This window comes from Shimia sp. R9_2 (assembly GCF_017743735.1).
GTDB lineage: Bacteria > Pseudomonadota > Alphaproteobacteria > Rhodobacterales > Rhodobacteraceae > Shimia.
In genome coordinates, this window is record NZ_JAGHRO010000008.1 from 59,460 (window position 1) to 85,318 (window position 25,859).

General features: G+C 59.7%; 24 protein-coding genes. 6 read left to right on the forward strand and 18 right to left on the reverse strand.

What is annotated here, in order from left to right:
• Window positions 1-8: 8 nt before the first annotated feature.
• Entirely contained in the window at window positions 9-227 is a 219-nt protein-coding gene (locus tag J7400_RS17165) for a twin-arginine translocase TatA/TatE family subunit (RefSeq protein ID WP_209065315.1), read from the reverse strand.
• Between the two features lie 187 nt (window positions 228-414).
• Between J7400_RS17165 and J7400_RS17170 the strand changes: the two genes are divergently transcribed.
• On the forward strand, window positions 415-1,083 hold the full coding sequence (locus J7400_RS17170; RefSeq protein WP_209065316.1) for an HTH domain-containing protein: 669 nt from the start codon (window positions 415-417) through the stop codon (window positions 1,081-1,083).
• 91 nt (window positions 1,084-1,174) lie between these two features.
• Here the strand turns inward: J7400_RS17170 and J7400_RS17175 are convergent, their stop codons facing one another.
• The 4 genes from J7400_RS17175 to J7400_RS17190 form a co-directional block, all read right to left on the reverse strand.
• Window positions 1,175-2,272 (reverse strand): ABC transporter ATP-binding protein, encoded by a 1,098-nt coding sequence (locus tag J7400_RS17175; protein ID WP_348540191.1) that lies wholly within the window; start codon window positions 2,270-2,272, stop codon window positions 1,175-1,177.
• A gap of 52 nt (window positions 2,273-2,324) precedes the next feature.
• Window positions 2,325-3,710, reverse strand: coding sequence for a sodium:proline symporter (locus tag J7400_RS17180; protein WP_209065318.1), 1,386 nt, complete (start codon window positions 3,708-3,710; stop codon window positions 2,325-2,327).
• A 91-nt stretch (window positions 3,711-3,801) separates the two neighbouring features.
• On the reverse strand, window positions 3,802-4,956 hold the full coding sequence (locus tag J7400_RS17185; RefSeq protein WP_247738885.1) for a hypothetical protein: 1,155 nt from the start codon (window positions 4,954-4,956) through the stop codon (window positions 3,802-3,804).
• A gap of 15 nt (window positions 4,957-4,971) precedes the next feature.
• Complete coding sequence (locus tag J7400_RS17190; RefSeq protein ID WP_209065319.1) at window positions 4,972-5,751, reverse strand: SDR family oxidoreductase; 780 nt, start codon at window positions 5,749-5,751, stop codon at window positions 4,972-4,974.
• 150 nt (window positions 5,752-5,901) lie between these two features.
• Here J7400_RS17190 and J7400_RS17195 point away from each other — a divergent pair, with 150 nt between their 5' ends.
• The 5 genes from J7400_RS17195 to J7400_RS17215 all read left to right on the forward strand — a co-directional run bounded on the left by J7400_RS17195 (window position 5,902) and on the right by J7400_RS17215 (window position 11,937).
• Entirely contained in the window at window positions 5,902-6,930 is a 1,029-nt protein-coding gene (locus J7400_RS17195; protein WP_247738886.1) for a Hint domain-containing protein, read from the forward strand.
• Window positions 6,931-7,006: 76 nt separating this feature from the next.
• Entirely contained in the window at window positions 7,007-8,614 is a 1,608-nt protein-coding gene (locus tag J7400_RS17200) for a peptide chain release factor 3 (protein ID WP_209065320.1), read from the forward strand.
• Window positions 8,615-8,661: 47 nt separating this feature from the next.
• Window positions 8,662-9,417, forward strand: a complete 756-nt coding sequence (locus J7400_RS17205) for a hypothetical protein (RefSeq protein ID WP_209065321.1) — start codon at window positions 8,662-8,664, stop codon at window positions 9,415-9,417.
• Window positions 9,414-10,364, forward strand: coding sequence for a glycosyltransferase family 2 protein (locus J7400_RS17210; protein WP_209065322.1), 951 nt, complete (start codon window positions 9,414-9,416; stop codon window positions 10,362-10,364). Before J7400_RS17205 ends, J7400_RS17210 begins: the two co-directional genes overlap by 4 nt.
• A 175-nt stretch (window positions 10,365-10,539) precedes the next feature.
• Window positions 10,540-11,937 (forward strand): DEAD/DEAH box helicase, encoded by a 1,398-nt coding sequence (locus tag J7400_RS17215; RefSeq protein WP_209065323.1) that lies wholly within the window; start codon window positions 10,540-10,542, stop codon window positions 11,935-11,937.
• An 82-nt stretch (window positions 11,938-12,019) separates the two neighbouring features.
• On the opposite strand, the gene J7400_RS17220 is transcribed toward J7400_RS17215, so the two are convergent.
• The 13 genes from J7400_RS17220 to nuoG form a co-directional block, all read right to left on the reverse strand.
• Entirely contained in the window at window positions 12,020-13,684 is a 1,665-nt protein-coding gene (locus tag J7400_RS17220; protein ID WP_209065324.1) for a ribonuclease J, read from the reverse strand.
• Window positions 13,681-14,457 (reverse strand): type III pantothenate kinase, encoded by a 777-nt coding sequence (locus tag J7400_RS17225; protein ID WP_209065325.1) that lies wholly within the window; start codon window positions 14,455-14,457, stop codon window positions 13,681-13,683. The genes J7400_RS17220 and J7400_RS17225 overlap by 4 nt, the downstream gene beginning before the upstream one ends.
• A gap of 25 nt (window positions 14,458-14,482) precedes the next feature.
• Entirely contained in the window at window positions 14,483-15,235 is a 753-nt protein-coding gene (locus tag J7400_RS17230; RefSeq protein WP_209065326.1) for a biotin--[acetyl-CoA-carboxylase] ligase, read from the reverse strand.
• A 116-nt stretch (window positions 15,236-15,351) separates the two neighbouring features.
• Entirely contained in the window at window positions 15,352-16,791 is a 1,440-nt protein-coding gene (nuoN, locus tag J7400_RS17235; protein ID WP_209065327.1) for an NADH-quinone oxidoreductase subunit NuoN, read from the reverse strand.
• 14 nt (window positions 16,792-16,805) lie between these two features.
• Complete coding sequence (locus J7400_RS17240; protein ID WP_247738887.1) at window positions 16,806-18,350, reverse strand: NADH-quinone oxidoreductase subunit M; 1,545 nt, start codon at window positions 18,348-18,350, stop codon at window positions 16,806-16,808.
• Entirely contained in the window at window positions 18,350-20,494 is a 2,145-nt protein-coding gene (gene nuoL / locus J7400_RS17245; RefSeq protein WP_209065329.1) for an NADH-quinone oxidoreductase subunit L, read from the reverse strand. Before nuoL ends, J7400_RS17240 begins: the two co-directional genes overlap by 1 nt.
• A 6-nt stretch (window positions 20,495-20,500) precedes the next feature.
• Entirely contained in the window at window positions 20,501-20,806 is a 306-nt protein-coding gene (nuoK, locus tag J7400_RS17250) for an NADH-quinone oxidoreductase subunit NuoK (RefSeq protein ID WP_209065330.1), read from the reverse strand.
• Between the two features lie 37 nt (window positions 20,807-20,843).
• A complete protein-coding gene (locus tag J7400_RS17255; protein ID WP_209065427.1) occupies window positions 20,844-21,446 on the reverse strand; it encodes an NADH-quinone oxidoreductase subunit J in 603 nt (200 codons plus the stop codon).
• A 2-nt stretch (window positions 21,447-21,448) separates the two neighbouring features.
• Window positions 21,449-21,856: a carboxymuconolactone decarboxylase family protein gene (locus J7400_RS17260; RefSeq protein ID WP_209065331.1), complete on the reverse strand. Its 408-nt coding sequence runs from the start codon at window positions 21,854-21,856 to the stop codon at window positions 21,449-21,451.
• A 17-nt stretch (window positions 21,857-21,873) separates the two neighbouring features.
• Window positions 21,874-22,368 (reverse strand): NADH-quinone oxidoreductase subunit NuoI, encoded by a 495-nt coding sequence (gene nuoI, locus J7400_RS17265; RefSeq protein WP_209065332.1) that lies wholly within the window; start codon window positions 22,366-22,368, stop codon window positions 21,874-21,876.
• A 1-nt stretch (window position 22,369) separates the two neighbouring features.
• Window positions 22,370-23,410 (reverse strand): NADH-quinone oxidoreductase subunit NuoH, encoded by a 1,041-nt coding sequence (gene nuoH, locus J7400_RS17270; RefSeq protein WP_209065333.1) that lies wholly within the window; start codon window positions 23,408-23,410, stop codon window positions 22,370-22,372.
• 6 nt (window positions 23,411-23,416) lie between these two features.
• A complete protein-coding gene (locus J7400_RS17275) occupies window positions 23,417-23,833 on the reverse strand; it encodes a hypothetical protein (RefSeq protein WP_209065334.1) in 417 nt (138 codons plus the stop codon).
• 7 nt (window positions 23,834-23,840) lie between these two features.
• A complete protein-coding gene (gene nuoG, locus J7400_RS17280; RefSeq protein ID WP_209065335.1) occupies window positions 23,841-25,859 on the reverse strand; it encodes an NADH-quinone oxidoreductase subunit NuoG in 2,019 nt (672 codons plus the stop codon).

A 25,859-nucleotide genomic window follows, 5' to 3' on the forward strand; every position in this document is an offset into this window, starting at 1 on the left:
GCCTCAGATCAGACTTTGTCTTTGTCGTCAGATGGGGTCACGTCTTTGGCGGCATCTGCGGCGTCTTCTTCCAGCTCCTGCTGGCCTTCGTTGATGCCTTTCTTGAACGAGGTGATGCCTTTGCCAACTTCGCCCATCAGGCCGCTGATCTTGCCGCGACCAAACAGCACCAGAACCACAACCGCGATCAGCAGAATGCCGGGCAGACCGATGTTTCCAATACCCATGATGTCTCTCCTTCTTGGTGGGGCGTTGGCCCCGAATGTAGTGATCTGCCTTTTACCTACCCCCTGAGCCGCCCCCCGAAAAGGCGAGCGCGGGTGTAAATCCGGTCAAATCGCGGGTTTTCCCCGCTCCATTTGTCACTACTCTGTCAGTTGTCTGTTTGAAGGCAGAAATTGAGAGAATCATCCCATGGGAACCTCGGAAAATCGTGCTGACCGGCTGATGTCACTGATGGAGATGCTGCGCGATGGGCAGATGCATCGGGCGGAGGATTTGGCGAGAGCACTTGGGGTCTCTTTGCGCACGGTCTATCGCGATATGAAAACGCTGATGGGGAGTGGCGTGGCGATTGAGGGCGCGCGTGGCACAGGATACCGGGCGCAGGCAGCGCTGACCCTGCCGCCTCTGAACCTGACAGAGGCGGAGCTTGAGGCGCTGCATATCGGGCTTGCGGTGGTGGGCACCGGCATGGAGGGGGAGCTGCGGGATGCGGCGGAAAGCCTGAGCGCCAAGATCGACGCCATGTTGCCAGAAGAGGTGGGCGGGGTGACGCAGGGCTTTGGTTTTGCGAGCTATCCCTTTGATGTGAGTGCGCGGGCGTTGCGCCATCTGGAGCCGCTACGCACCGCGATCCGGGGCAAACAGAAGCTGCATGTGCGCACCTCTGAAAGCGCGCGGGATGTGCGGCCCTTGAAGCTGAGCTATTGGGGGCGGGTCTGGGTGTTGGCGGTTTGGGATGAAACCGGCAATGGCTTTGCGGAGCTGCGCGTGGATCAGATCACGGAGATCACGCCCCTGCCCGGCCTATTTGTGGAGGAGCCGGGGAAGAGTCTGCGGGACTTTGAGGCGCAGAGCTAGGCAAGGGGCCAGCCCCTTCTTGGCTACGCCAATTCATCTCCAGCGTATTTGGCCCGGAGTATTTTTGGCAGAAAGACGTGGGCCGCGCCGTTCAGGCTTCCGCCGGGAACACGAAGCAGCGGTCACGGCGGATGGTGAGCCAGAGCGCCGTGCCTTCTTTGGGCAGGAAGACATTGGGCACGGTGACCTTCAGATTCGAAGCATCGTGATCCATTTTGAACTCAACAAGGCTTTCGTTCCCCATGAAACGCGCACGAGTGACAACTCCGCGCGCCGCAACGCCGTCTGAGGGCGTGGGCAGCGGGCCGCGGCCAGCGCGGTCAAAATCCAGTTTCAGGTGCTGCGGGCGGATCACGATTTCAACCGGAGCGCCATCCTCCAGACCGGGGGTCAGGAATTGGCCGAAAGGCGTGTCTGTCAGCGCGCCGTTGCTGGTGGAGCGGATCACATTGATGTCGCTGAAAAAGGCGACGGCTTGCTTGTCCACGGGGGCGTTGTAGATGTTGTAGGGGGCGCCTTGCTGCACAATTTTGCCGTTGCGCATGAGGGCAATTTCGTCGGCCATGCGCATGGCTTCTTCCGGCTCATGGGTGACGAGCAGGACAGCGGTGTCTTCTTCTTTCAAGACAGCGAGGGTTTCGTCGCGGATGCCGTCGCGCAGGCGGTTATCAAGGCCTGAGAACGGCTCATCCATCAGCATGATGCGCGGGCGCGGGGCGAGTGCGCGGGCCAAGGCGATGCGCTGTTGTTCGCCGCCCGACAGCATGTGCGGGAATTTGTCGATGGCCCAGCCCAGATTGACCTTGGCCAGAAGCTCCCCGACGCGCGCGCGTTTGGCGTCGCGGCTGCCTTTCAGGCCAAAGGCGACGTTGTCAGCCACCGAGAGATGCGGAAAGAGGGCAAAGTCCTGAAACATCAGGCCGATCTGGCGGCGCTCCGGCGGGACGCGGAAAACCGTGTCACAGATCAGATTGCCGTCCACATAAATCTCGCCGCTGTCCTGCATGTCCACTCCGGCGATCATGCGCAGGGTGGTGGATTTGCCGCAGCCCGAGGGACCGAGCAGGCAGGTCACCTGCCCCGAATGCAGGGACAGGGAGACGTCGTCCACCACCTGACGGCTGCCAAAACGGCGGCGTAGGTTGCGGATTTCAAGACGGGGTTTGGGAGTTTCGATCTGCGACTGCACCTGTGGCCTCTTGCGATCCCCGAGAGTTTCCATCGGGTTTCGCGCAGATGTATCAGCCCCCTACCCGCGCATCAACCCTGCGGCTGCCAAGGATCACAGCGGCAAAACCGATCACCAAGACGATCAGACAGATTTGCAGGAGCTGTTCGTATTTGTGGCCGTCATAAAGCAGGCCTGCAAAAACCTCTGCGCTGCGGAACATATAGGCCATGGCGCCGATCATGGCGGCGGCGAAGCTCACGAGATAGGACCAGAGCGGCACGGTGCGGTTGCTCAGCAAGCCGACAACCAGCACCGGTGTGAGGAACATCGAGGCCGTGCCGGAGACCGCCACCGCATCAAACAGGGTCTGATTGCCCCAAAGGGTCAGCGCGCCGCCTGCAACGGCAAAGAACAGCATGGCAATGCGGCCGCCCATGAGGGTGCGCGGCGCTATCCGCAGCTCTTCAACCACAAGGCGGGACGCGGAGCTGAGGGCGGAATCCAGTGTGGAGAGCGCTGACACCAGCAGAGACACCAGAAGCAGCGTGAACACCCAGGTTGGCAGCATTGTGGACCAAGTGCCGAGCAGCTGGCCCTCGTAAGCGGCCCCCTCAAGCGCGGCCTGAATGCCAAAGAAGCCAAAGGCGATGATGCAGAGGGTGGAGATCCAAAAGGCGTGCAGGAAGCTTTTGCGGGTGGTGTCACGGTCGGCAAGGAAGCCACGGTCCATCATCACCGGATCATGCACCGGATAGGAGAAAACCTGCAGCGCGGCGACCACCAACAGCACCCAGCCATTGTGCGGGCCGGAGACACCGGGCGCGGTCAGAACCGCGCCGAGGTCAAAGCCGGGACGCAGGATCAGCGCCACAAAGGCCGCACCAAAGACCACGAGGAAAAGGCTCATCTGCACCACGTCAGTGCGCAGTGCGGCAGAGAGGCCACCCCAAGCGGAATAGGCCAGAGCCAGGATGCCGACCACCAGAATGGCGGTGGTGCTGGCGCTCGCAACCTCGGGGAAGGCGGCGGAGAAGATCAGGCCCACAACAAGCAGGTTGGCAAAGACTTCTGAGAGCAAACGCAGGGCGATGACGACGTTATAGGCGGTGGTGCCTGCCGCGCCGAAGCGATCGGTAAGCCAGTCCTGCACCGAGCGCGCACCTTGTGCGCGCATGCGGTTGACGATGTAGCCACCGGTGAGAAAAGAGCCGTAGTAGGCCGCATAGGCAAGCGTGCCCGCGATGCCGTAGTAAAACCCGAGGATCGCGGCGTTCATCAGCGAGCGGGCAAAGATCCAGGTGGTGACTTGCGAGAACACCAGCGTCCAGAGCTGTGGCGCGTTGCCGGAAACAGATTGCCCACCAAAGAAGCCTTCGACCGAGGCGCGGCGCGGCGCGACAAAAAGGCTGAGCACAATGATGGCTGCGAAGATCGTGATAATGGCGGTGGCCTGCATGGAATTTCCCCAGTTCGTCAGACTTTCCGCCTAGCAGGCAGCAACAGTTCGCACCAGCCGCCCCACAAAAACGTGAAAGCCTGTAAAGGAATTACCCTGCGTCCACCAAATCAAATGCCACTTCGGCAAGCTGTCGGCCGTTGACCTGCACCGCAAGCTTATGAGGGCCCGGATGCAGCTTGAAGGTCGAGGCGTTGGCTTTGAGCGGGTGTTTCTTGGACAGATCCAAACGGCCACCTGCGGGCACTTTGCCCTGCTTGAGCTTAAAGACCTTCTGGCCGGTTTTGCCTTCCGGGCGGTGGAAGGTCAGTACATAGTCGACAATCACCGGCACCGGGCTGTGCGCATCGGTGCTGAGCGTGACGGCGACATTGAGCGCCTCGCCGATCACGATGCTGTCAGCCCCTACGCTGAGGTTTTGCACCGTGACGGGCGCGTCTGCGGCAAATCCCAGATGCGAAAGCGCATCGGGATGGCCCGCTTTCACAGCGGTGCGCAGGGCGTGACGTGTCATCCAATCCAGCTCTTTGGCGGTCTGTGTGCCGTCGGCCTGCCAAGCGGCGAGGTGCTGCACCACCACCCCTGTGTCGATCTTGGAAATGTCGTTGAGGTGGTTGGCCACGGAGCGCGTCACATAGCGGGTTGGATCGCTGTGTAGCTGCGCCAGCAGCGGCAGGGGAGCAAGCGGGTCAATGTCGATCTTTTTGGCCCATGGCAGTTTGGGGCGGGTGCCTTCGCTGACCAGACGGCGCACGTGGTAGTTTTCATCCTGCGCCCAGTCTGCCAGACGAGCGAAGGTTTCTTCGGGCCAGCGGTTCAGGAAGGGGCGGATGTAGAACTCCATGGAGAAGCGCTGTGTTGCGGCGTGCAGCAGATCAAAGCTGCGGTCGCGGTGCTCTTCCAGCCCGTGGCGCACCGCGAGGATGCCCGGCACCGCATGGATGAAGCGCCCGAAATCATCATCGGTCAGCGATGGATCAAGCGCGGGAGGCATGGCGGCCTCCAGCTGATCCGCCATGATGGGAAAGTCCGGCGCGAGGCGTTTTTCGATGCAATCGGCAATCCATTCCATGCGCTCCATGAGCTCACGGTCTGGAAATCCGGCAACGGTTTCCGCCTGAAAGCCTTCCGCATCAAAGCCGGGAATGCCGGCGGCATATTCTGCCGCCAGATCTGCCATGCTTTCAGCGTTAAACAGATGATCTTTCAGTGAAAACCCTTGCGACACACCAGTACCCCGCGCCAAATCTATCGCCCCCGTTTACATCGCAGAGGCAAAGGCGCCGCCGTCCAGCAGCACGTTTTGACCCACGATAAAGCCCGCATGATGAGAGCAGAGAAAGGCACAGGTGGCGCCAAACTCATCTGCGGTGCCATAGCGGCCTGCGGGGATGGTGGCGGCGCGTTGAGCCTGTGCCTCTGCCATGGAGATGCCCTGTTGCTGGGTCACGGCAGTGTCCAGCGCCACGGCGCGGTCGGTGGCGTGGATGCCGGGCAGCAGGTTGTTGATGGTCACGCCTGTGCCTGCGACCTGACGAGCGGTGCCCGCCACATAGCCGGTGAGGCCGGCGCGCGCAGCGTTGGACAGACCCAGAACCGGAATCGGGGATTTCACAGACACCGAAGTGATGTTGACCACACGGCCCCAGCCGCGCTCCATCATGCCCGGCACCAACGCTTTGATCAGCGCGATGGGCGCGAGCATATTGGCATCCAGCGCCGAAATAAAATCGTCGCGGTCCCAATCGGTCCACATGCCGGGAGGCGGGCCGCCCGCGTTGTTGACCAGAATGTCGACGCCCTGCGCAGCCTCAATGAGCTTAGCCTGCCCGTCCGGCGTGGTCACGTCACAGGCGATGGCCTCAACCTTGACGCCAAACTCTTCGCGAATCGCTGCGGCAGAGGCTTCCAGCGCCTCGGCACCCCGTGCGTTCATGATCAGATCCACACCTTCGGCGGCCAAAGCGCGGGCGCATCCCAGCCCGAGACCCTTTGAGGACGCACAGACGAGCGCGCGTTTACCTTTGATTCCCAATTCCATGCGATTCTCCCCTTTGTAATGTGGCTAAGAAATACCTAATTCTCTAAGGATGCCAGCAATATGCCGAAGGCTCGGCTTTCTGCTGCCACAATTGAACGATAATTTTAGGGACCGGCGCTGCCCATAAGAGAAGTAACGAGAAGGTAGACCATGTATTCACAGGTTCAGGACACCGCGATGCCGTCCCAGCGGCTGCCTGTGTATCTCGCAGAAGCGTTTCACGTCACAGATGGCGCGAACCTCGGGGATTCATTGTCTTTTGCCCAAGAGCTTGTTCTGGATGACATCTATGCGCTGTCGATGGATGCGCAGGTGAAAAGCCTGTCGTTGCGCACCGATGCGGACGGGCAGCATTTTGTCGCCAGCGACCGCGGGCTTGGCGCCAAAGACGCGCGGGTGTTTCTGGATTGTGTGGCCACATTCATGCCACCCAGCGGAGACACCATCGAAGTGCTGGTGCTGGTTGAAGTGGATGACGCAGGCGGCGTGGTCCAGATTTACGGCGCAGCGCTTGCGCCTTTGACGCCCAAAACCGATTACGCGCTGGTCGGGATCGACCGCGATGCGGCCTCGACGCGGCTCGCGCAGCTGGCCTGTGTCAGCTTTACCAGCGGCACCCATATCACCATGGCCACCGGAGAGCAGCGCAAGGTCGAGGACCTGAAAGTGGGCGACCGCGTTCTGACCCGCGATGACGGTCCGCAGGAATTGCGCTGGATCGGCCATTCGGTGCAGCGCGCCAGCGGCGAATTTGCCCCGATTGTGATTACCAAAGGCACGCTCAACAATGCAGGTGATCTGCGTGTGAGCCCGGACCATCGCCTGTTTGTCTATCAGCGCCATGACCACATCGGCGTGGGCCGCAGCGAACTGCTGATCAAAGCGCGCCATCTGGTGAACGGTGAGACCGTCTATGCCGCCGAAGGTGGCTTTGTGGATTACTACCAGCTGATGTTTGACACCCATCAGATCATCTTTGCCGAAGGGATTTCGGCCGAAACCATGCAGATGGACACGCGCACGCGGCCGGCTGTGCCCAAAGAGGTCACCGAGCGGCTGCAACGCAAAGCGGCCAATAACAGCACACGTGGCGGGCCGGTGGGGCATCTGGAAGTGCATGAAAGCCTGCTGAACCGTCCGGACGCGGTGGAGCTGTTGAAACGGGCGTCGTCCAAGTAACGCGGCCGGGGCTGCACGCAGCCCTGCCCTCTGCTTTTCCTTGCGAAAATGAGCGCGCGCGCCTATACGCGCGACCATGTTGGACACGAGCACAAACCGCCCCGAATTGCCGCCCGAGATTGCGCGCCGCCGTACGTTCGCGATCATTTCGCACCCGGACGCCGGGAAAACCACGCTGACGGAAAAATTCCTGCTCTACGGTGGTGCGATCCAGATGGCGGGTCAGGTGCGTGCCAAAGGTGAGGCGCGGCGGACACGTTCGGACTTTATGCAGATGGAAAAGGATCGCGGGATCTCCGTGTCGGCCTCTGCAATGTCCTTTGATTTTGGCAACTTCCGCTTCAATCTGGTGGACACACCGGGCCACAGCGACTTCTCTGAAGACACCTATCGCACGCTGACCGCGGTGGATGCGGCGGTGATGGTGATTGACGGCGCCAAAGGTGTGGAAAGCCAGACGCAGAAGCTCTTTGAAGTGTGTCGTCTGCGCGATCTGCCGATCCTGACCTTCTGTAACAAGATGGACCGCGAGAGCCGCGATACCTTTGATATCATTGACGAGATTCAAGAAAACCTCGCGATTGACGTGACCCCGGCGAGCTGGCCGATTGGCATGGGGCGCGAGTTCCTGGGCTGTTATGACATGCTCAACGACCGTCTGGAGCTGATGGACCGCGCGGACCGGAATGTGATCGCCGAGACCATTCAGATTGACGGGCTGGACGATCCGAAACTGGCCGACCACGTACCTGCACATCTGCTGGAGAAGCTGCAAGAAGAGGTTGAAATGGCCAAGGAACTGCTGCCGCAGCTTGATCCGCAAGCGGTGCTGGAAGGTCATATGACCCCGATCTGGTTTGGCTCTGCAATCAACTCTTTTGGGGTCAAAGAGCTGATGGATGGCATTGGTTCTTACGGGCCGGAGCCACAGGTGCAGACCGCGCAGCCGCGTGAGATTGCGCCTGAGGAAAAGAAGGTTGCGGGCTTTGTGTTCAAGGTTCAGGCCAATATGGACCCCAAACACCGCGACCGTGTGGCCTTTGTGCGCATGGCCTCCGGACACTTTAAGCGCGGCATGAAACTGACCCATGTGCGCACCAAAAAGCCGATGGCGATTTCCAATCCGGTGCTCTTCCTCGCGTCTGACCGCGAGCTCGCAGACGAGGCCTGGGCAGGCGATATCATCGGCATTCCCAACCACGGGCAACTGCGCATTGGCGACACGCTGACCGAAGGCGAGGCGCTGCGCGTTTCCGGCATTCCAAGCTTTGCGCCGGAACTGCTGCAGGGCATTCGCGCAGGCGATCCGATGAAGGCAAAACACCTTGAAAAGGCGCTGATGCAATTTGCGGAAGAAGGCGCGGCCAAAGTGTTCAAACCGATGATTGGTTCAGGCTTCATCGTCGGAGTGGTTGGGCAGCTTCAGTTTGAAGTGCTCGCCAGCCGGATCGAGATGGAATACGGCCTGCCGGTGCGCTTTGAACAGAGCCAGTTCACCTCGGCCCGTTGGGTCAATGGCGAGCGTCAGGCGGTTGAGAAATTTGCCGACATGAACAAGCAGCACATCAGCTATGACCATGATGGCGACGTGGTGTTTCTGACGCGTTTGCAATGGGATATCGACCGCGTGGCGCGCGACTATCCGGATGTGACGCTGACGGCCACCAAGGAAATGATGGTCTGATACAGTCTGAGATTGCACGGGGGATGCCCCCGTGCAAACATCGCGCCATGACCGACGACACCCTCACCTATCCGGGCGGCTTTGCCTATATGCTCGCGCGTTATGAGGGGCGGCGCGACCCCTTTGATTTTGGTCCCGAAGACCTGCCGCCGTTGGATGCGGATCTGGCCGCGCTGAAGGCTGAAATCGTACCCGAGAGCGCGACACAAAAGCAGCCGGATGATCCCAAAACAAGCTGGGCGCGCAAACGTCGGCAGATTGCGGAAGAATTTGTCGGGAAGAGCGCGCTGGCCTTTCTGAATGCGCAGTTGATTTCCAACCTGCGCAAACGCGCGCAGCCGCCTCAAACCGCTGCGCTGTTTCGGCGGATCTGGGCAGAAGAACATGCGCATCTGATTGGCGCGCTAAATTTGCGCTGGCAGGTGAGCGCGGTGCAGACTTTTGCCGACCACGGAGACACGCCAGCGCAGCGGGAAGTTGGCCAAGCCCTAAAGATGCTCTTTGGCATGATGAAGCTTTATGAGTTTGAGCGCAGTTTCAGCGGCCTGCCCCCTGAAAAGGAGCATGGCTTTGGCAAGCGGGTCAAAACCCGGCTCCCGCTGGATATGGAGCCGTTTTCGCTGGTCCATGGCGGGTTGGATATCAACCTGATCGCCCCGATCTGGGAGTTGGCCAAGACCGATCCGGTGATTGCGCCGCTTGCTGAGCATTTGCTGGGGGAGCTGATCGCGGAACCGGGCGGCGTGTTCCGGCGGCTGTCGCAGATGCGGGCGAAACGAGAGCGGCAACAGGCACGAAAATGACGACGCAAAAGCCAACCTGGGGTGTGGTTGCAACCATCAAAGCCTCTGCCGAAGACATCCTGAACTTTGCCGCGCACCATCTGGAGCTGGGGGCGAGCCATCTTTGGATTTATCTCGACGCCCCGAACCCAGAGGCCAAAGCGCTGCTGAAGGGGCATCCGAAAATCACGCCCGTGAGCACCGGTGAGAACTACTGGATCAAGGCGCGGGGCAAGCGCCCGCCGATGCACCAGAACCGCCAATCCTACAACGCGCGCCACGCCTATCACCGCGCAAAGGATCTGGATTGGCTGCTGCATATTGATGTGGATGAGTTTTTGTGGCCGGAGCGTGCCATCACGGATCAGCTCGCCGCCCTGCCAGAGAGCTGCCTAACCGCGCGCGTGCGCCCTGCTGAGGCGCTAGCACCTATGGAGGAAAGCGAAGAACCGCACCTGTTTAAGAGCTTCATCGCCAACAAAGATGATCGCAGCCGGCTGGTGGCGGAAATTTATCCGACCTTTGCGCCCTATCTGAAAGGCGGGTTTGTCAGCCATGTGGCTGGTAAAATCTTCATGCGCACCAAGCAGAGCAATATGAAGGTGAAAATCCACAATGTGATGCAAAATGGGGTGCGCAACCCGGGGCAGATGGAGCTGACCGATACCAGGCTTCTGCACCTGCACACCAAAGGGTGGAATCATTGGCAGAAAAGTTTCACCTATCGCCACAAAAAGGGGTCTTACCGTGACGAGCTGGGGGCAGCTGTTTCGGAAGACGAGGGCGGCCTCAATCTGCATAAGCTCTTTACCCATCTGGCCAAGGAGCCGGATGGGTTGCGGCGGTTTTATGAAGAGGCCTGTCTGGCCACACCTGAGCTGACGCAGCGCCTGCGGGAGCGTGGGGTCTTGCAGGAACATGTGCTGGATCTGGACGCGAAACGCCGGAAACACTTCCCCGATTTTTGAGGCAAATGTTTCTCACTTTACGTCAAACCGGTGGGAACTCGCTGGTTTCATTGACCTAAAGCCTTCTGTGCGATAGAAGGCGCCGAGGATCGATATCGCCATGTGTTGCGGGGCCAGCCGGGCCTGATCCCAAAGCCGCTACGGGCCAAGTCGTGTCCGTAAACCACGGATACAAATGACAAAATTTTCTGACCTGAACCTGAACCCTAAGGTGCTGAAAGCAATCAGCGAAGCGGGCTACGAGACGCCGACCCCAATTCAAGCGGGGGCGATTCCATCCGCGCTGGAAGGCCGGGACGTTCTTGGCATCGCGCAAACCGGCACCGGTAAGACCGCAAGCTTCACCCTGCCGATGCTGTCGCTGCTGGCACGGGGACGAGCGCGGGCGCGCATGCCGCGCAGCCTTGTGCTCTGCCCGACACGGGAACTGGCCGCACAGGTGGCGGAGAACTTTGACACCTATTCCAAATATCTGAAGCTGACCAAAGCGCTGCTGATTGGCGGGGTGAGCTTTAAGGAGCAGGAAGCGATCATCGACAAAGGCGTCGATGTTCTGATCGCCACACCGGGCCGTCTGCTCGATCATTTCGAGCGCGGCAAGCTGATCCTGTCTGACGTGAAAGTCATGGTGGTGGATGAAGCTGACCGGATGCTGGACATGGGCTTTATCCCTGACATCGAACGGATCTTTGGCCTCACACCTTTCACCCGCCAGACCCTGTTTTTCTCAGCCACCATGGCGCCGGAGATTGAGCGGATCACCAACACATTCCTCTCCAACCCGGAGCGGGTGGAAGTGGCCCGTCAGGCGACCGCAAGCGAGACCATTGAGCAGGGCGTCGTCATGTTCAAAGCCTCCCGCCGTGATCGTGAAGGCAGCGAGAAACGCAAGGTTCTGCGCGCGCTGATTGACGGCGAAGGTGACGCCTGCAGCAACGCGATCATTTTCTGCAACCGCAAGACGGATGTGGATATCTGCGCAAAATCGCTGAAGAAATACGGTTATGATGCCGCGCCGATCCACGGCGATCTGGACCAGTCGCAGCGCACCAAGACACTGGAATCTTTCCGGAATGGCGAGCTGCGCATTCTGGTGGCCTCTGATGTAGCGGCGCGCGGTCTGGATGTGCCAAGTGTGAGCCATGTGTTCAACTTTGATGTGCCGGGCCACGCCGAAGACTATGTGCACCGTATTGGCCGGACAGGTCGTGCCGGTCGTGAAGGCAAGGCGTTTACGATCTGCAATCCGCGGGACGAAAAAGCCTTTGAAGCGGTGGAAGCGCTGATCCAGAAAGAGATCCCGCGCGTGGAAAATCCGGTGAAGCCGGAGCCGCGCAAAGCGCGCAAGCCGAAGGAAGAGACTTCCAAGAAGGCAGAAGAAAAGCCAAACGTGGTAGAGGCGCTGGAAATGCCCGCGCAAGAGGAGCCACGTGGCCGTTCAAACCGTGGGCGCGGCCGTGGCCGTCATGACCGGCGCGATGACAACCGCGTGGTGGGCATGGGCGACCATCTGCCAAGCTTTATTGCGCTGAGCTTTGAAGAGCGGCGCGATGCGGAAAACGCGGCGGGCTAAACGCAGCCTGCGCGAAACGACAAAGGGCCCCGAGGGGCCCTTTTTTATTGCTCTGCTTTTCGAGCCTAAAGCGAAGGTCAGGTCAGCTCAGGCGGCTGACCACTACGGTGACTTCGGGCTTTTTGCCGATTTCATCACGGGCAGAATTGCGCACGATCCGGCGAATTTCGCCTTCAAGCTTGTCATCATCCGCCAATGTCTTCTCTTTGGCGCGCCCCAGGAACTGGGTGATGTCCTCTTCCAGCACGTCAACCAGCGGCGCTTGCGAGCGGCCCATTTCTGACAGGCCCATGATTTCGCACCAGGCATCTCCCAGCGGCTCATCATCTTCGTCCAGCAGCACGGTCACAAGCACATGGCCGTTGAGCGCCATGCGGATACGATCGCGCACGATGCCGTCCAGTGCGCCGATCTGTGCGGTGCCATCCAGATAGGTGCGTCCGGTTTCGACGTAGCCCGCAATCGAGGGCTGGTCGCCGGAGAGCTCCAGCATGGTGCCGTTCACCGCAACGATAGAGGCACGGCCGCCTTCGTTGGCGAGCTTGGCGTGTTCGCGCAGGTGACGGTGTTCGCCGTGATTTGGGATCACCATGGTTGGGTTCACGATGTCATGCAGGCGTTTGAGATCCGGACGGTTGGCGTGGCCGGAGACGTGGTACTTGCCGGAGCTGTCATCCACCACATCCACACCCATTTCGGAGAATTGGTTGATGATGCGGATCACACCTTTTTCGTTGCCCGGAATGGTCTTGGAGCTGAAGAGGAAGAGATCGCCTTCCTTCAGTTTGATGCCATTGTATTTACCACGGGCGAGCTGTGCGCTGGCGGCGCGGCGCTCCCCTTGAGAGCCGGTGACCAAGAGCATCAGATTTTCACGCGGGATGCTCGCGGCATCTTCAGGGCTGACCACTTTGGGGAAGCTGTCGAGCACGCCGGTCTGGATCGCGGCTTCGATCATGCGGCGCATGGCACGACCCATGAGGCAGATGGAGCGCCCTGCCCGCTCGCCCGCCTCAGCCAGTGTTTTCACCCGGGCCACGTTGGAGGCAAAGGTGGTGGCGACCACCATATTGGGCGCTTTGGCGACCAGTGCTTCGGTCTCCGGCCCAACAGAGGCCTCCGAACGGCCTGCATGGGGAGAAAACACATTGGTGCTGTCACAGATCAGCGCTTTGACGCCATCTTTGGCAACCTCTGCCCACAAGGCGGGATCAAAAGGCTCACCCACAAGCGGGGTTTCATCAAGCTTGAAGTCACCGGAGTGGATCACGCGGCCTGCGGGGCTGTCGATCACCAAAGCGGCGCTTTCCGGGATGGAGTGGCTGACCGGCAGGAACCCAACCTTGAACGGGCCGGCTTCGGTCACTTCGGGCCATGCAGAGACCGTGCGCACCACCTCTTCGGGCTGGCCGCGATCCGCCATCTTGTGACGGGCCAAATTGGCGGTGAATGTGCGGGCGTAGACCGGCACGCCGAGGCGCTCCCAGTAATGCCCGACCGCACCGATGTGATCCTCGTGCCCGTGGGTGATGAAAATCGCCTCGAGCCGGTGTTTGTTTTCTTCAAGCCAGCGAATGTCGGCAAAGATCAGGTCCACACCGGGGCTGGTTTCCATGTCAGAAAACGCAACGCCAATGTCCACCAGAATGAGACGCTCATTGTCTGCTGGCCCGTAGCCATAGACATAAGCGTTCATGCCAATTTCGCCAGAACCGCCAAGCGGCAGATAGATCAAGCGGTCGCTCATGCGCCCTGCTCCTTGTTAAAGTCGTGGATGACGGTCAGCCCGTGCATCGTCAAATCATCTTCGATGGTGTCAAACAGGTGATCGCCCTGCTCAAAGAGCGGCGCAAGACCACCCGTGCCCACCACTTTCATCGGTGCGCCATATTCCGCTTTGATCCGGGAGATAATGCCTTCGATCAGGCCGGTGTATCCCCAGAACACACCTGATTGAATACAGCCAACCGTGTTGGTGCCGATCACCTTTTCCGGCTGACTGACGTCCACATGCGGCAATGCGGCGGCACCGGAGTGCAATGCCTCAAGGCTGAGGTTCACGCCGGGGGCAATCACACCGCCCACATAGGCGCCATCTTCGGCGACCACATCAAAGTTTGTGGCGGTGCCAAAATCCACCACCACCACATTGCCGTCGTGGCGGTCATAGGCGCCCACCGCATTGGCCAGACGGTCCGGGCCAGGCTGGGTGCCCTGATCCACACGCGGCTGATGCGGCAGTTTGCACTCAGGCTTGCCCACCACCAGAGGACGGCAGTTGAAGAACCGGTCGGCAAAAACGCGCAGGTTCCAGACCACACGCGGCACGGTGGAGGAGATGATCACATCGGTGATGTCTGCGTCGATGCCGTAGTGATTGATCAGGGTCGAGTACCAAGTGAAGTAAGCGTCCGCCGTGCGCGCATGGTGGGTCGACGTGCGCAGGGTGCACAGGAATTTCTCCCCGTCCCAGATTGAGAACACAGTGTTGGTGTTGCCGCAGTCGATGGCAAGAAGCATGGCGCAGATCCCCCTGTTGCGTGGATCAGAAAAAGATATCTGCCGCAGCTATAGCAATGCGGCCCTTCGCGGTCTTCAACACCAGATTTCCAGCGCTGTCCACCGTTTCAAAGGTCCCGGTGGTCTCCTCACGGGTGGTACGTGCCGTCATGACTTCGCCAATGCGCGCCGCGCGCGTGAGCCAGGCGGTGCGGATCGGTTCAAACCCGTAGGTGGCAAACTGTGCCTCCCAGCGGGCATAGGCGGTGGCCAGCGCTTCGAGGAAGCTTTCCGGATCAACGGAGGCGCCGGTTTCAGAGAGCAGAGAGACCGGGCGCGTGGCCTGTGCTTCGACAGCGCCGGTGTCCGGTGCGTGCGCGAGGTTCACACCGATGCCGATGGCGATGTGGCTGACCGCGCCACCGGCAAAGCCCGCGCTCTCCAGCAGGATGCCCGCCACTTTGCCGCCGTTCAGCAACACGTCGTTTGGCCATTTGAGCGCCAGCCCGTCACTGCGGCCCGTCACCGCGACAAAGGCGTCATAGAGCGCCAGAGCCGCCACGAAAGACCGCAGGGCCACCTGATCGGGGCTTTCTGCCGGGCGCATCACCAAAGTGGCGGCAAAGTTGCCAACCGGATCGACCCAAGCACGACCGCGGCGGCCACGGCCTTTGGTCTGGCGCAGGCCCAAGATCCACTCAGGCGCGGCCAGTTGCGGTGCAATGCGCGCGGCTTCTGCGTTGGTGCTGTCGACTTCCGCCAGAACGCGGCGGCCATACCCCTCGGGCCAATTGCTCATGTGTTTTTATCTTCTTACAGGTCGAAAAGCGTCCTCACGTGGCGCGCTTTCAAAAAAGGCGACGCGCCCCATGGGGCGCGTCACAATCAACGTCCGGATGCCAAAAGGCAAGCAGGTTATTGCAGCAGGGCCACGGCGGCGGCCTGCGCAGCCGTATCCACGCCAAAGAAGTTCACCACGCCCAGCAGCATCACGGCCGCGCTCAGCACCAGCATGAGGTGCTGCACCGGAGACCGTGGCGCGTCGAGCGCGTCACGCTCTTCGCCGAAGTACATGAAGTAGACAATGCGCAGATAGTAGAACGCCCCGATCACCGAAGCGATCACACCGGCGACCGCCAGCCAAGCAAGGCCCGCATCAAAAGCGGCGCGCAGCACATAGAGTTTGCCAAAGAAGCCGAGGAACGGCGGTACACCCGCCAGTGAGAACAGCAGAAACAGCATCGCCAGCGCCCGACCCGGCGCGCGCTTGGAATACATGTTGAGCGCTGAGATATCGACCACCGGCTGGCCGTCCTTCTCCATCGACAGGATAAAGGCAAAGGTGCCGATGTTCATGGTGACGTAGATCGCCATATAGACCAGCATCGCCTCGATCCCCAAAGCGGTGCCGGAGGCAAGCCCCATCAGCGCATAGCCCATGTGGGCGATCGAGGAATAGGCCATCAGGCGTTTGATATTGCGCTGGCCAATCGCGGCGACTGCGCCAAGGAACATCGACAGCACCGACAGAAGCGCGATGATCTGCTGCCAGTCTGCAACCACGCCACCAAAGGCATCAAACAGCACGCGGGCAAAGAGACCCATCGCCGCAAGCTTTGGTGCGGTGGCGAAGAAGGCGGTGATCGGTGTTGGGGCGCCCTCATAGACATCAGGCGTCCACATGTGAAACGGCACGGCGGACACTTTGAACGCGAGGCCCGCGACCACAAAGGTCAGGCCAAAGAGCAGACCAAGCGGAGTGTCGCCATGGCCAGCCACGTCGATGATGCCACTGAACTGCGTTGTGCCTGCAAAGCCGTAAACAAGCGAAGAGCCATAGAGCAGCAGGCCCGACGACAGCGCGCCCAGCAGGAAGTACTTCATGCCCGCCTCAGTGGATTTCACGCTGTCACGACGGAAAGACGCCACCACGTAGAGCGCCAGAGACTGCAGCTCGAGCCCCATGTAGAGCGCGATCAGATCTCCGGCGGAGACCATGGTCATCATCCCCACCATCGCAAGCGACACGAGGACCGGATATTCAAAGCGCAGCATGCCGCGCCGCGCCATATAATCCTGCCCCATCACCAGAACCGCAGCGCCCGAAAGCAGCATGGCAATTTTGGCAAAGCGGGAGAAGGCGTCGTCATGGAACATGCCGTTGAACGCCACATTGTCACCCGCGCCGGAAGCCCCGATCCACATGGCCAGAAGCACAAACACACCGGCGGTGATCCAGGTGAGCATGCCCGCCATCTTGTCTTTGCCGGTGTAAACCACCGCCACCAACGCGAGCATGGCATAAATCGCCAGGAGGATTTCCGGCAGGATGATATTCAGATCAGCCTGAATCATGTCTCAAGCGCTCCTTAGTGCGATGCCATCTGGCTGGCGGCAGCGCCATGGGCCAGAGCGGTGTCATAGTTGGAAATCAGGTTTTCGACGGAGGGGCCGATGATGTCCGTGATCAGCGACGGGTAGACGCCGAGAATGAGGGTCATTGCCACCAGCGGCGCAAAGATCATCTTTTCGCGGCGGGTCATGTCGGTGATCGACTTGAGGCTCTCTTTGATCAGATCGCCAAAGACCACGCGACGGTAGAGCCACAGCGCATAAGCCGCTGAGAAGATCACACCGGCTGTCGCCACCAGCGCCACCCAGGTGTTGACCTGGAACACACCCATCAGGGTCAGGAATTCCCCGACAAAGCCGGAGGTGCCCGGCAGGCCGACATTGGCCATGGTGAAGAACATGAAGATCAGCGCATAGGCTGGCATGCGGTTCACCAGACCGCCATAGGCGTCGATCTCGCGGGTGTGCATGCGGTCATAGATCACCCCGACACAGAGGAAGAGCGCACCGGAGATAAAGCCGTGGCTCAGCATCTGGAAGATCGCGCCATCGATGCCCTGCTGGTTGGCGGCAAAGATGCCCATGGTCACATAGCCCATATGCGCCACCGAGGAATAGGCGATCAGCTTTTTCATGTCTTCCTGCACCAGTGCGACCAGCGAGGTGTAGACAATCGCGATTGCCGACATCCAGAGGATCAGCGGGGTCATGACCTCAGAGCCGATGGGGAACATCGGCAGGCTGAACCGCAGGAAGCCGTAGCCACCCATCTTCAACAGGATCGAAGCCAACACCACTGAGCCAGCCGTGGGCGCCTGCACGTGGGCATCGGGCAACCAGGTGTGTACTGGCCACATCGGCATCTTCACCGCGAAAGAAGCAAAGAAAGCGAGGAACATCAGCGTCTGCACACCGCCAATCACGGTGAAGCCCAGAACATTCATGGTTTCAGACGCAAACTCATGGGTCATGAGCGTCGGGATGTCGGTGGTGCCTGCCTGAACAAACATGCCGACCATCGCCACCAGCATCAGCACTGAGCCGAGGAAGGTGTAGAGGAAGAACTTGAAGGAGGCATAGATGCGGTTCTTGCCACCCCAGATCCCGATGATCAGGAACATCGGAATGAGGCCAGCCTCAAAGAACAGGTAGAACAGCACCAGATCCAGCGCCATGAACACGCCGAGCATCAGCGTTTCCAGAAGCAGGAAGGCGACCATATATTCTTTGACACGGGTTTGGACATCCCAGGAGGCCCAGATCACCAGCGGCATGATGAAGGTGGTGAGCATGACAAACAGCACCGAGATGCCGTCCACACCCATCTTGTAGGTCATGCCCATGATCCACTCGCGCTGTTCCACGAACTGGAACCCCGGGTTGCTTGGATCAAACCCAGCCAGAATGAAGAGCGAGATGAAAAAGGTGACCGTTGTGGCAAACAGCGCGACACGTTTGGCGTTGCGCTGTGCCATTTCGTCTTCGCCCCGCAGGAAGACCACGAGGATCAGCGCGGCAAAGGTCGGCAGGAACGTGACCAGGGAGAGCAAGCTGTCGTTCATTAGTGTGCTCCTCCGCTGAGCGTCATCCATGTGATCAGAGCCACGATGCCAATCACCATGGCCAGAGCGTAGGTGAAGATGTAGCCGGACTGGGCGCGGCCCGCCATTTTGGTCACCCAAGGCACGATGCCCATGGCCACGCCGTTGATGCCACCGTCAATCACATCGCCATCGCCGCGTTTCCAAAGGAACGCTCCGACCGCCCTGGCCGGGCGCACAAAGATCGCATCGTAAAGCTCGTCAAAGTACCATTTGTTGAGCAGGAACAGATAGAGCGGACGCTGGCTTGCTGCGGTTTTGGCGGGCATGGATGGATCCCAGATGTAGAACCACATGGCCATCACGAAGCCGATCACCATCGCGATGAACGGGCTGACTTTGACCCATTTGGGCGCATGGTGCGCTTCGTCCATCACGTGGTTGCTTGGATGGGTGAAAATCGCGCCTTGAGGGGCTTCGCCATGATGCGCCGCAGCCACCGCCGCGTGATCTTCATCGCCATGTTTCTCAGCGTGAACGTCATCATGTGCGTGGTCATCTGCTTTGGCTTCTGCGTGATCACCGCCGTGTGCGGCTTCGTCCCCATGGCCTTCGCTGTGCTCTGCATGATGGGCGGGCACGCCATAGAATTTGTTGACCGTGTTATGATCGCCAAAGAAGGAGCCGAACCAGATCATCCCGGCAAAGATCGCGCCGAGCGACAGAACGCCAAGCGGGATCAGCATGACCATCGGGCTTTCATGTGCGTGGTCATGGGTGTGCTTGTTGCCGCGCGGCTCGCCATAGAAGGTGAGGAAGATCAGACGCCAGCTGTAGAAGCTGGTGAACATCGCGGCGACAACCAGCGCCCAGAAGGCAAAGCCGCCAGCGGTGCCTGCCCAAGCGCTTTCGATGATCGCATCTTTGGACAGGAAGCCTGCAAAACCGATGTGGGTCAGCGGGATGCCGACGCCGGTGATCGCAAGCGTGCCAATCATCATGGCCCAGTAAGTGTAAGGGATCTTTTTGCGCAGGCCGCCGTAGTTGCGCATGTCCTGCTCGTGGTGCATCGCGTGGATCACAGACCCCGCGCCCAAGAAGAGCATCGCCTTAAAGAAGGCGTGGGTGAAGAGGTGGAACATGGCTGCGGAGTAAACGCCAACACCTGCTGCCACAAACATGTAGCCCAGCTGGGACATGGTGGAGTAGGCAATCACACGTTTGATGTCGTTTTGCACGAGACCAATGGTTGCCGCGACAAAGGCCGTGGCTGCGCCGAGGAACACGATGAAGGCTTTAGTTTCATCTGCATATTCGATCAGCGGCGACATGCGCGACACCAGGAACACACCGGCGGTCACCATGGTGGCGGCGTGGATCAGAGCGGACACCGGGGTCGGGCCTTCCATCGCGTCCGGCAGCCAGGTGTGCAGGAACAATTGCGCCGATTTGCCCATCGCGCCGATGAAGAGCAGGAAGGCCACCAAGTTGGCCGCGTTCCACTCGCGCCACAGGAACTCAAGCTGTGTTTCCGCCAGAACGGGTGCCGCGGCGAAGATGTCGTCAAACTTGATGCTCTCGGTCAGGAAGAAGATCGCGAAGATGCCCAGAAGGAAGCCAAAATCGCCGACGCGGTTGACCACAAAAGCTTTGATCGCCGCCGCGTTTGCAGACGGCTTTTTGTAGTAAAACCCGATGAGCAGATAGGAGGCGACCCCCACACCTTCCCAGCCAAAGAACATCTGCAAGAGGTTGTCGGCGGTGACCAGCATGAGCATGGTGAAGGTGAAGAAAGACAGGTAGGCGAAGAAACGCGCCTTGTAGTGCTCGCCCTGCCCCCAATTTTCATCATGCGCCATGTAGCCCATGGAATAGAGGTGCACGAGGGCGGAGACCGTGGTGACCACGATCAGCATGATCGCTGTCAGGCGGTCAACGCGGATCGCCCAAGCGGTGTCCAGATGACCCGATTGGATGAAATCCAGAATGTGGATCTGTTTGACGTGTTCCGCATCCAGCCCGAGGAAGACAATCCAGCTGAGCAGACAGGCCAGAAAAAGCAGGCCTGTGGTGAGATATTGCGCGGCCTTTTCGCCGATCATGCGCCAGCCGAAGCCTGCGATCAGGCTGCCGATCAGTGGCGCAAAGAGTATGATCTTTTCCATGAACGCTTAGCCTTTCATCACGTTGACGTCTTCGACCGCGATGGTGCCACGGTTGCGGAAGAAGGAGACGAGGATGGCCAAGCCGATGGCGGCCTCAGCGGCAGCGACTGTCATCACAAAGAGCGCAAAGACCTGCCCGACAAGATCCCCCAGAAAGGCCGAGAAAGCGACCAGATTGATGTTGACTGACAGCAAGATGAGCTCGATCGACATCAAAAGGATGATGATGTTCTTCCGGTTCAGGAAGAGGCCGAAAATGCCGATAACAAACAGCGTCGCGGCGACGCCTAGGTAATGTTCCAAACCAATCATATTTGGTCCCTCGGTTCTTTTTCTCTTCTGGCGCGGCTTAGAGCCCCTGCCCCGGTTTTACGTCTTTCAATTCCATCGCATCTGCTGGATCCCGCCACATCTGCTCCAGCACGTTCTGGCGCTTGATGTCTTTGCGGTGGCGCAGAGTCAGTACAATCGCCCCGATCATCGCCACAAGCAGGATCAGACCTGCCAGTTGGAACAGCAGGAAGTACTGATCATAAAGGATCAGACCCAGTGCCTCGGTGTTGTGCGCATCCGCCGGTGTGACCGCGCCGCGCAGCGCCTGCGCTTCATCGGCGAACTGCCAAACCCCGAAAGCCATGCCAAGCTGCATCAGAAGGATCACACCGATGAGCAGCGCCAGCGGCATATATTGGGCCATGCCCGCCTTCAGCTCTGCAAAATCCACATCCAGCATCATCACCACAAAGAGGAAGAGCACCGCGACCGCGCCAACGTAGACGATGATCAGGAGCATCGCGACAAATTCCGCCCCCAGCAGGACAAACAGCCCCGCCGAGCTCAGAAACGCGAGGATCAACCAAAGCACCGAATGCACGGGGTTACGGCTGATGACGGTGAAGAACCCGCCAGCGATCACGCAAATCGCAAACAGCCAGAAAGCTAATGCCGCCATGGTCATGTGTCATTTCCCTCTTTTTCCGCCAGAACCTCCTGCACGATTTCCATCGCGCGGGTGGTGGCGGGAATACCGGCGAACATCGACATCTGGCCGATGGTCTCCACGATTTCTTGTTTTGTGGCCTCTGCTTCTACCAGATGGCGGACCGTCAGGCGCATTTGCGCGTCTGCCTGTGCCCCCAGCATGGTGAGCGCCCCCAGCGTCAGCAGAAGGCGGGTTTTGGCATCCAGCCCGCCCTGATTGATGGTGTTGCCAAAGAACATTTCCATCACGTCCTTGGGCATGGTGGGCCAGAGCGCCTCAAACCCTTTGGGCGTGAAGCTCTCCAGCGCCGGATTGAAGGCTTTCGCCATCTCCTGATACTGGGCGAACATCGCCTGATACGGGTTTTTGCTGTCGCTCATGGTCCTGTGATCCTCACTCAGCGATAGGGGGCATCAATTTCGAGGTTGCGGGCAATTTCCGCTTCCCAGCGGGCGCCGTTCTCAAGGAGTTTCTCCTTGTCATAAAACAGCTCTTCGCGGGTCTCGGTGGCAAATTCGAAGTTGGGCCCTTCGACAATGGCATCCACTGGGCAGGCTTCCTGACAGAAGCCGCAGTAGATGCATTTGGTCATGTCGATGTCATAACGGGTGGTGCGGCGGGAACCGTCGTCACGCGGCTCCGCATCAATGGTGATGGCCTGCGCCGGACAGATCGCTTCGCAGAGTTTGCAGGCAATGCAGCGCTCTTCGCCGTTTGGATAGCGCCGCAGGGCGTGCTCGCCACGGAAGCGGGGCGACAGAGGGCCTTTTTCATGCGGATAGTTCACGGTGGCCTTGGGTTTGAAGAAATACTTCATGCCCAGTTTGAAACCGCCAATGAAATCCTTGAGCAGGAAGTAGCCGGCAGCGCGTTTATAGTCGATTGCCGTCATATCAGCCTCCAATCGCCCAGCGGGCGTAAGCGCCGCCGAAGAGTTCGAATTTTGCGAGGAACGCCACCAGAACAACCCAAGCCAGAGACATCGGCAGGAAGACCTTCCAACCAATGCGCATCAGCTGGTCGTAGCGGTAGCGCGGGGTGATGGCCTTCACCATCGAGAAGATGAAGAAGACAAAGCAGATCTTGGCAAACATCCAGAAGATGCCATCGGGCAGGAAATTCACCGGGGAGAGCCAGCCGCCGAGAAACAGCAGCGACACGAGGGCACACATCAGAACGATGGCCACATATTCGCCGATCATGAACAGCAGGAACGGCGTGGAGCTGTATTCTACCTGATAGCCTGCAACCAGCTCGGATTCCGCTTCGGGCAGGTCAAACGGCGGGCGGTTGGTTTCCGCCATGGCCGAGATCAGGAAGAGGAAGAGCATCGGGAAATGTGGCAGCCAATACCAGCTGAGCGCGCCGTATTTGCCGTCTTGCGCGTTCACGATGTCGCCGAAGTTCATGGAGCCAGTGGTGATGATCACCCCAATGATGATCAGGCCCAGCGACACCTCATAAGAAATCATCTGCGCCGCAGAGCGCAGGGAGCCGAGGAACGGGTATTTGGAGTTGGAGGCCCAACCGCCCATGATGACGCCGTAGACCTCTAGCGAACTGATCGCCATGACGTAAAGAATGGCGACGTTGAGGTCAGAGACCACCCAGCCGTCATTAAAAGGGATCACCGCCCAGGCAATCAGCGCCATCACGAGGCTGACCATAGGCGCAAGCAGGAAGACCGCCTTGTCTGCACCCGCCGGATAAACGATCTCTTTCACCGCGTATTTGATGAAATCCGCGAAACTTTGCAGCAGACCGAAGGTGCCCACCACGTTGGGCCCCCGGCGCAGCTGGACAGCGGCCCAGATTTTCCGGTCCGCATAGAGCAGGAACGCCAAGGCGACCAAAAGCGGCACAACAACCAAAAGCACCTGCCCAAGTGTCAGGAGGAAGATGCCGAGGTATGTGGTGGTAAAGAAATCAGTCATGGGTCCTCACACCGTAGGTATTCCGTTTTCTTCGCAGTTCGCGACGATGACTTCGGCGTCGATCGTTTTGAGACCACGGGGCAGCGCCGGGGAGATGGTGTAAACCGCATCCCCCTTCCAAAGACCGCCCTGATTGTCTGTTGTTGTGCGCACGTGGCGGGCAAAGCCAAAGCCACGGATCAGCGTATATTGCGCGGCGGCGCATTCGGCATAATCATGCACGTCATCCGCATCCCGCGCGCCGGTCATGGCAACGTGGAAATTCACCAGATCCCCTTCCAGAAGCCGCGTGTCCACCCCCTGATAGTCGGGGACAAAAGCGGTCTCTCCACGGCTCACATCCGTGCCCGATTGCGGGGCACAGGCCGCAAGCCCTGTGACACAGGCCGCTGCAAGCGTGATATGGAGAGAAAGGCGTGTCATCCTGTGCTTATTCCGCCGCGATCTGTTCTGAGCCGCGGGCCTTGGCGGTGGCGGAAAGCTCCGCCATCAGCGCGCTGGCGCGGGCAATTGGGTTTGTGAGATAGAAGTCTTTCACCGCTGGCAGGAAGGTCGCCTTGCCAAGGGGGCCAGCATCAATCGCGGCCACTTCATTTTCCGCAACCTGATCAATTTTGCCGAGATGCGGAACCTCTTTGATCAGCGACTGACGCAATTGTGCCAGCGAGTCATAGGGCAAAGTCGCCTCCACCTCAGCGCTGAGCGCACGCAGGATGGCCCAGTTTTCTTTGGCCTGACCGGGCGCAAAACCGGCGCGCATGGCGAGCTGTGGGCGTCCTTCGGTGTTTACAAAGAGGCCGTTTTCTTCGGTGTATGCGGCGGCAGGCAGGATCACATCGGCGCGGTGCGCGCCGCGATCCCCGTGGCTGCCCTGATAGATCACAAAGGCACCGGCGTCGATTTCGACCTCATCCGCACCCAGATTATAGATCACTTCCGCACCGTCGATGGCCGCGTCCATGCCGCCTTCGGTGACCGCGCCCACATCCATGGCACCGACGCGCGCAGCGGCGTTATGCAGGACCAGCAGTTTGCTGTTGGATTTCTCTGCGGCCTCAAGCGCGGCGGCCAGCACAGCCAGACCATCGGCTTCGCGCAGCGCGCCTTGGCCCACGATCACAATCGACGGCGCGTCTTTCACCTTGTCAAAATCATGCTGGGTGAGATCGGCCAGTGCGGCACGATCAGAGCCCATATGAGCATACTCGTAAGTCAGATCCACAGCCGGACCGATCAAGCCTACCTGCGCGCCCTTGAGCCAGGCTTTGCGGATGCGGGCATTCAGCACCGGCGCTTCTTCACGCGGGTTGGTGCCGATCAGCTGGATGAACTTGGCATCCTCGATGTCTTCGATGGTGGCTGTGCCCACATAAGCGCCGCGATTGCCAATGGGCAGGCGCGCGTTGTCGGTGCGGCATTCCACGTTGCCATCCAGACTCTGAACCAGTTGCTTCAGCGCGAAAGCCGCCTCAACCGGCACCAGATCCCCGATGAGACCGGCCAACTTTTTGCCCTTCATCGCGGCGGCGGCGGCAGACAGGGCCTCCCCCCATGTGGCAGGCTTCAGTTTGCCATCTACGCGCACATATGGCTGATCGAGACGCTGGCGGCGCAGGCCGTCCCAGACAAAGCGGGTTTTGTCGGAAATCCACTCTTCGTTCACGCCATCATGGTTGCGCGGAAGGATGCGCATCACTTCGCGCCCCTTTGTGTCGACGCGGATGTTGGAGCCAAGCGCGTCCATCACGTCGATGGTTTCTGTCTTGGTCAACTCCCACGGACGCGCGGTAAAGCTGTAAGGCTTGGAGGTCAGCGCGCCAACCGGGCAGAGATCAATGATGTTGCCCTGCAGGTTGCTGTCCAGCGTTTCGTTCAGGTAGCTGGTGATTTCCGCATCCTCACCACGCCCGGTCTGGCCCATCTGGGTGATGCCCGCGACCTCGGTGGTGAAACGCACACAGCGCGTGCAGGAAATACAGCGCGTCATGGTGGTGGCCACAAGCGGGCCGAGGTTCAGATCGTCCACCGCGCGTTTGGGCTCGCGGAAGCGGTTTTCACTGATACCGTAGGCCATGGCCTGATCCTGAAGGTCACATTCGCCCCCCTGATCGCAGATCGGGCAATCCAGCGGGTGGTTGATGAGCATGAACTCCATCACCCCCTCACGCGCCTTTTTGACCATGGGCGAGTTGGTTTTCACCACCGGTGGCTGGCCTTCCGGTCCCGGGCGCAGATCGCGCACCTGCATGGCGCATGACGCGGCAGGTTTGGGTGGGCCGCCAACAACCTCCACAAGGCACATCCGACAGTTGCCCGCAATCGACAGGCGCTCGTGGTAGCAGAAACGCGGTATTTCGATCCCGGCCACTTCGCAGGCCTGGATCAGGGTCATCGCGCTCTCTACCTCGACTTCGGTGTCGTCGATGATGATCTTGCGGAGGTCAGACAT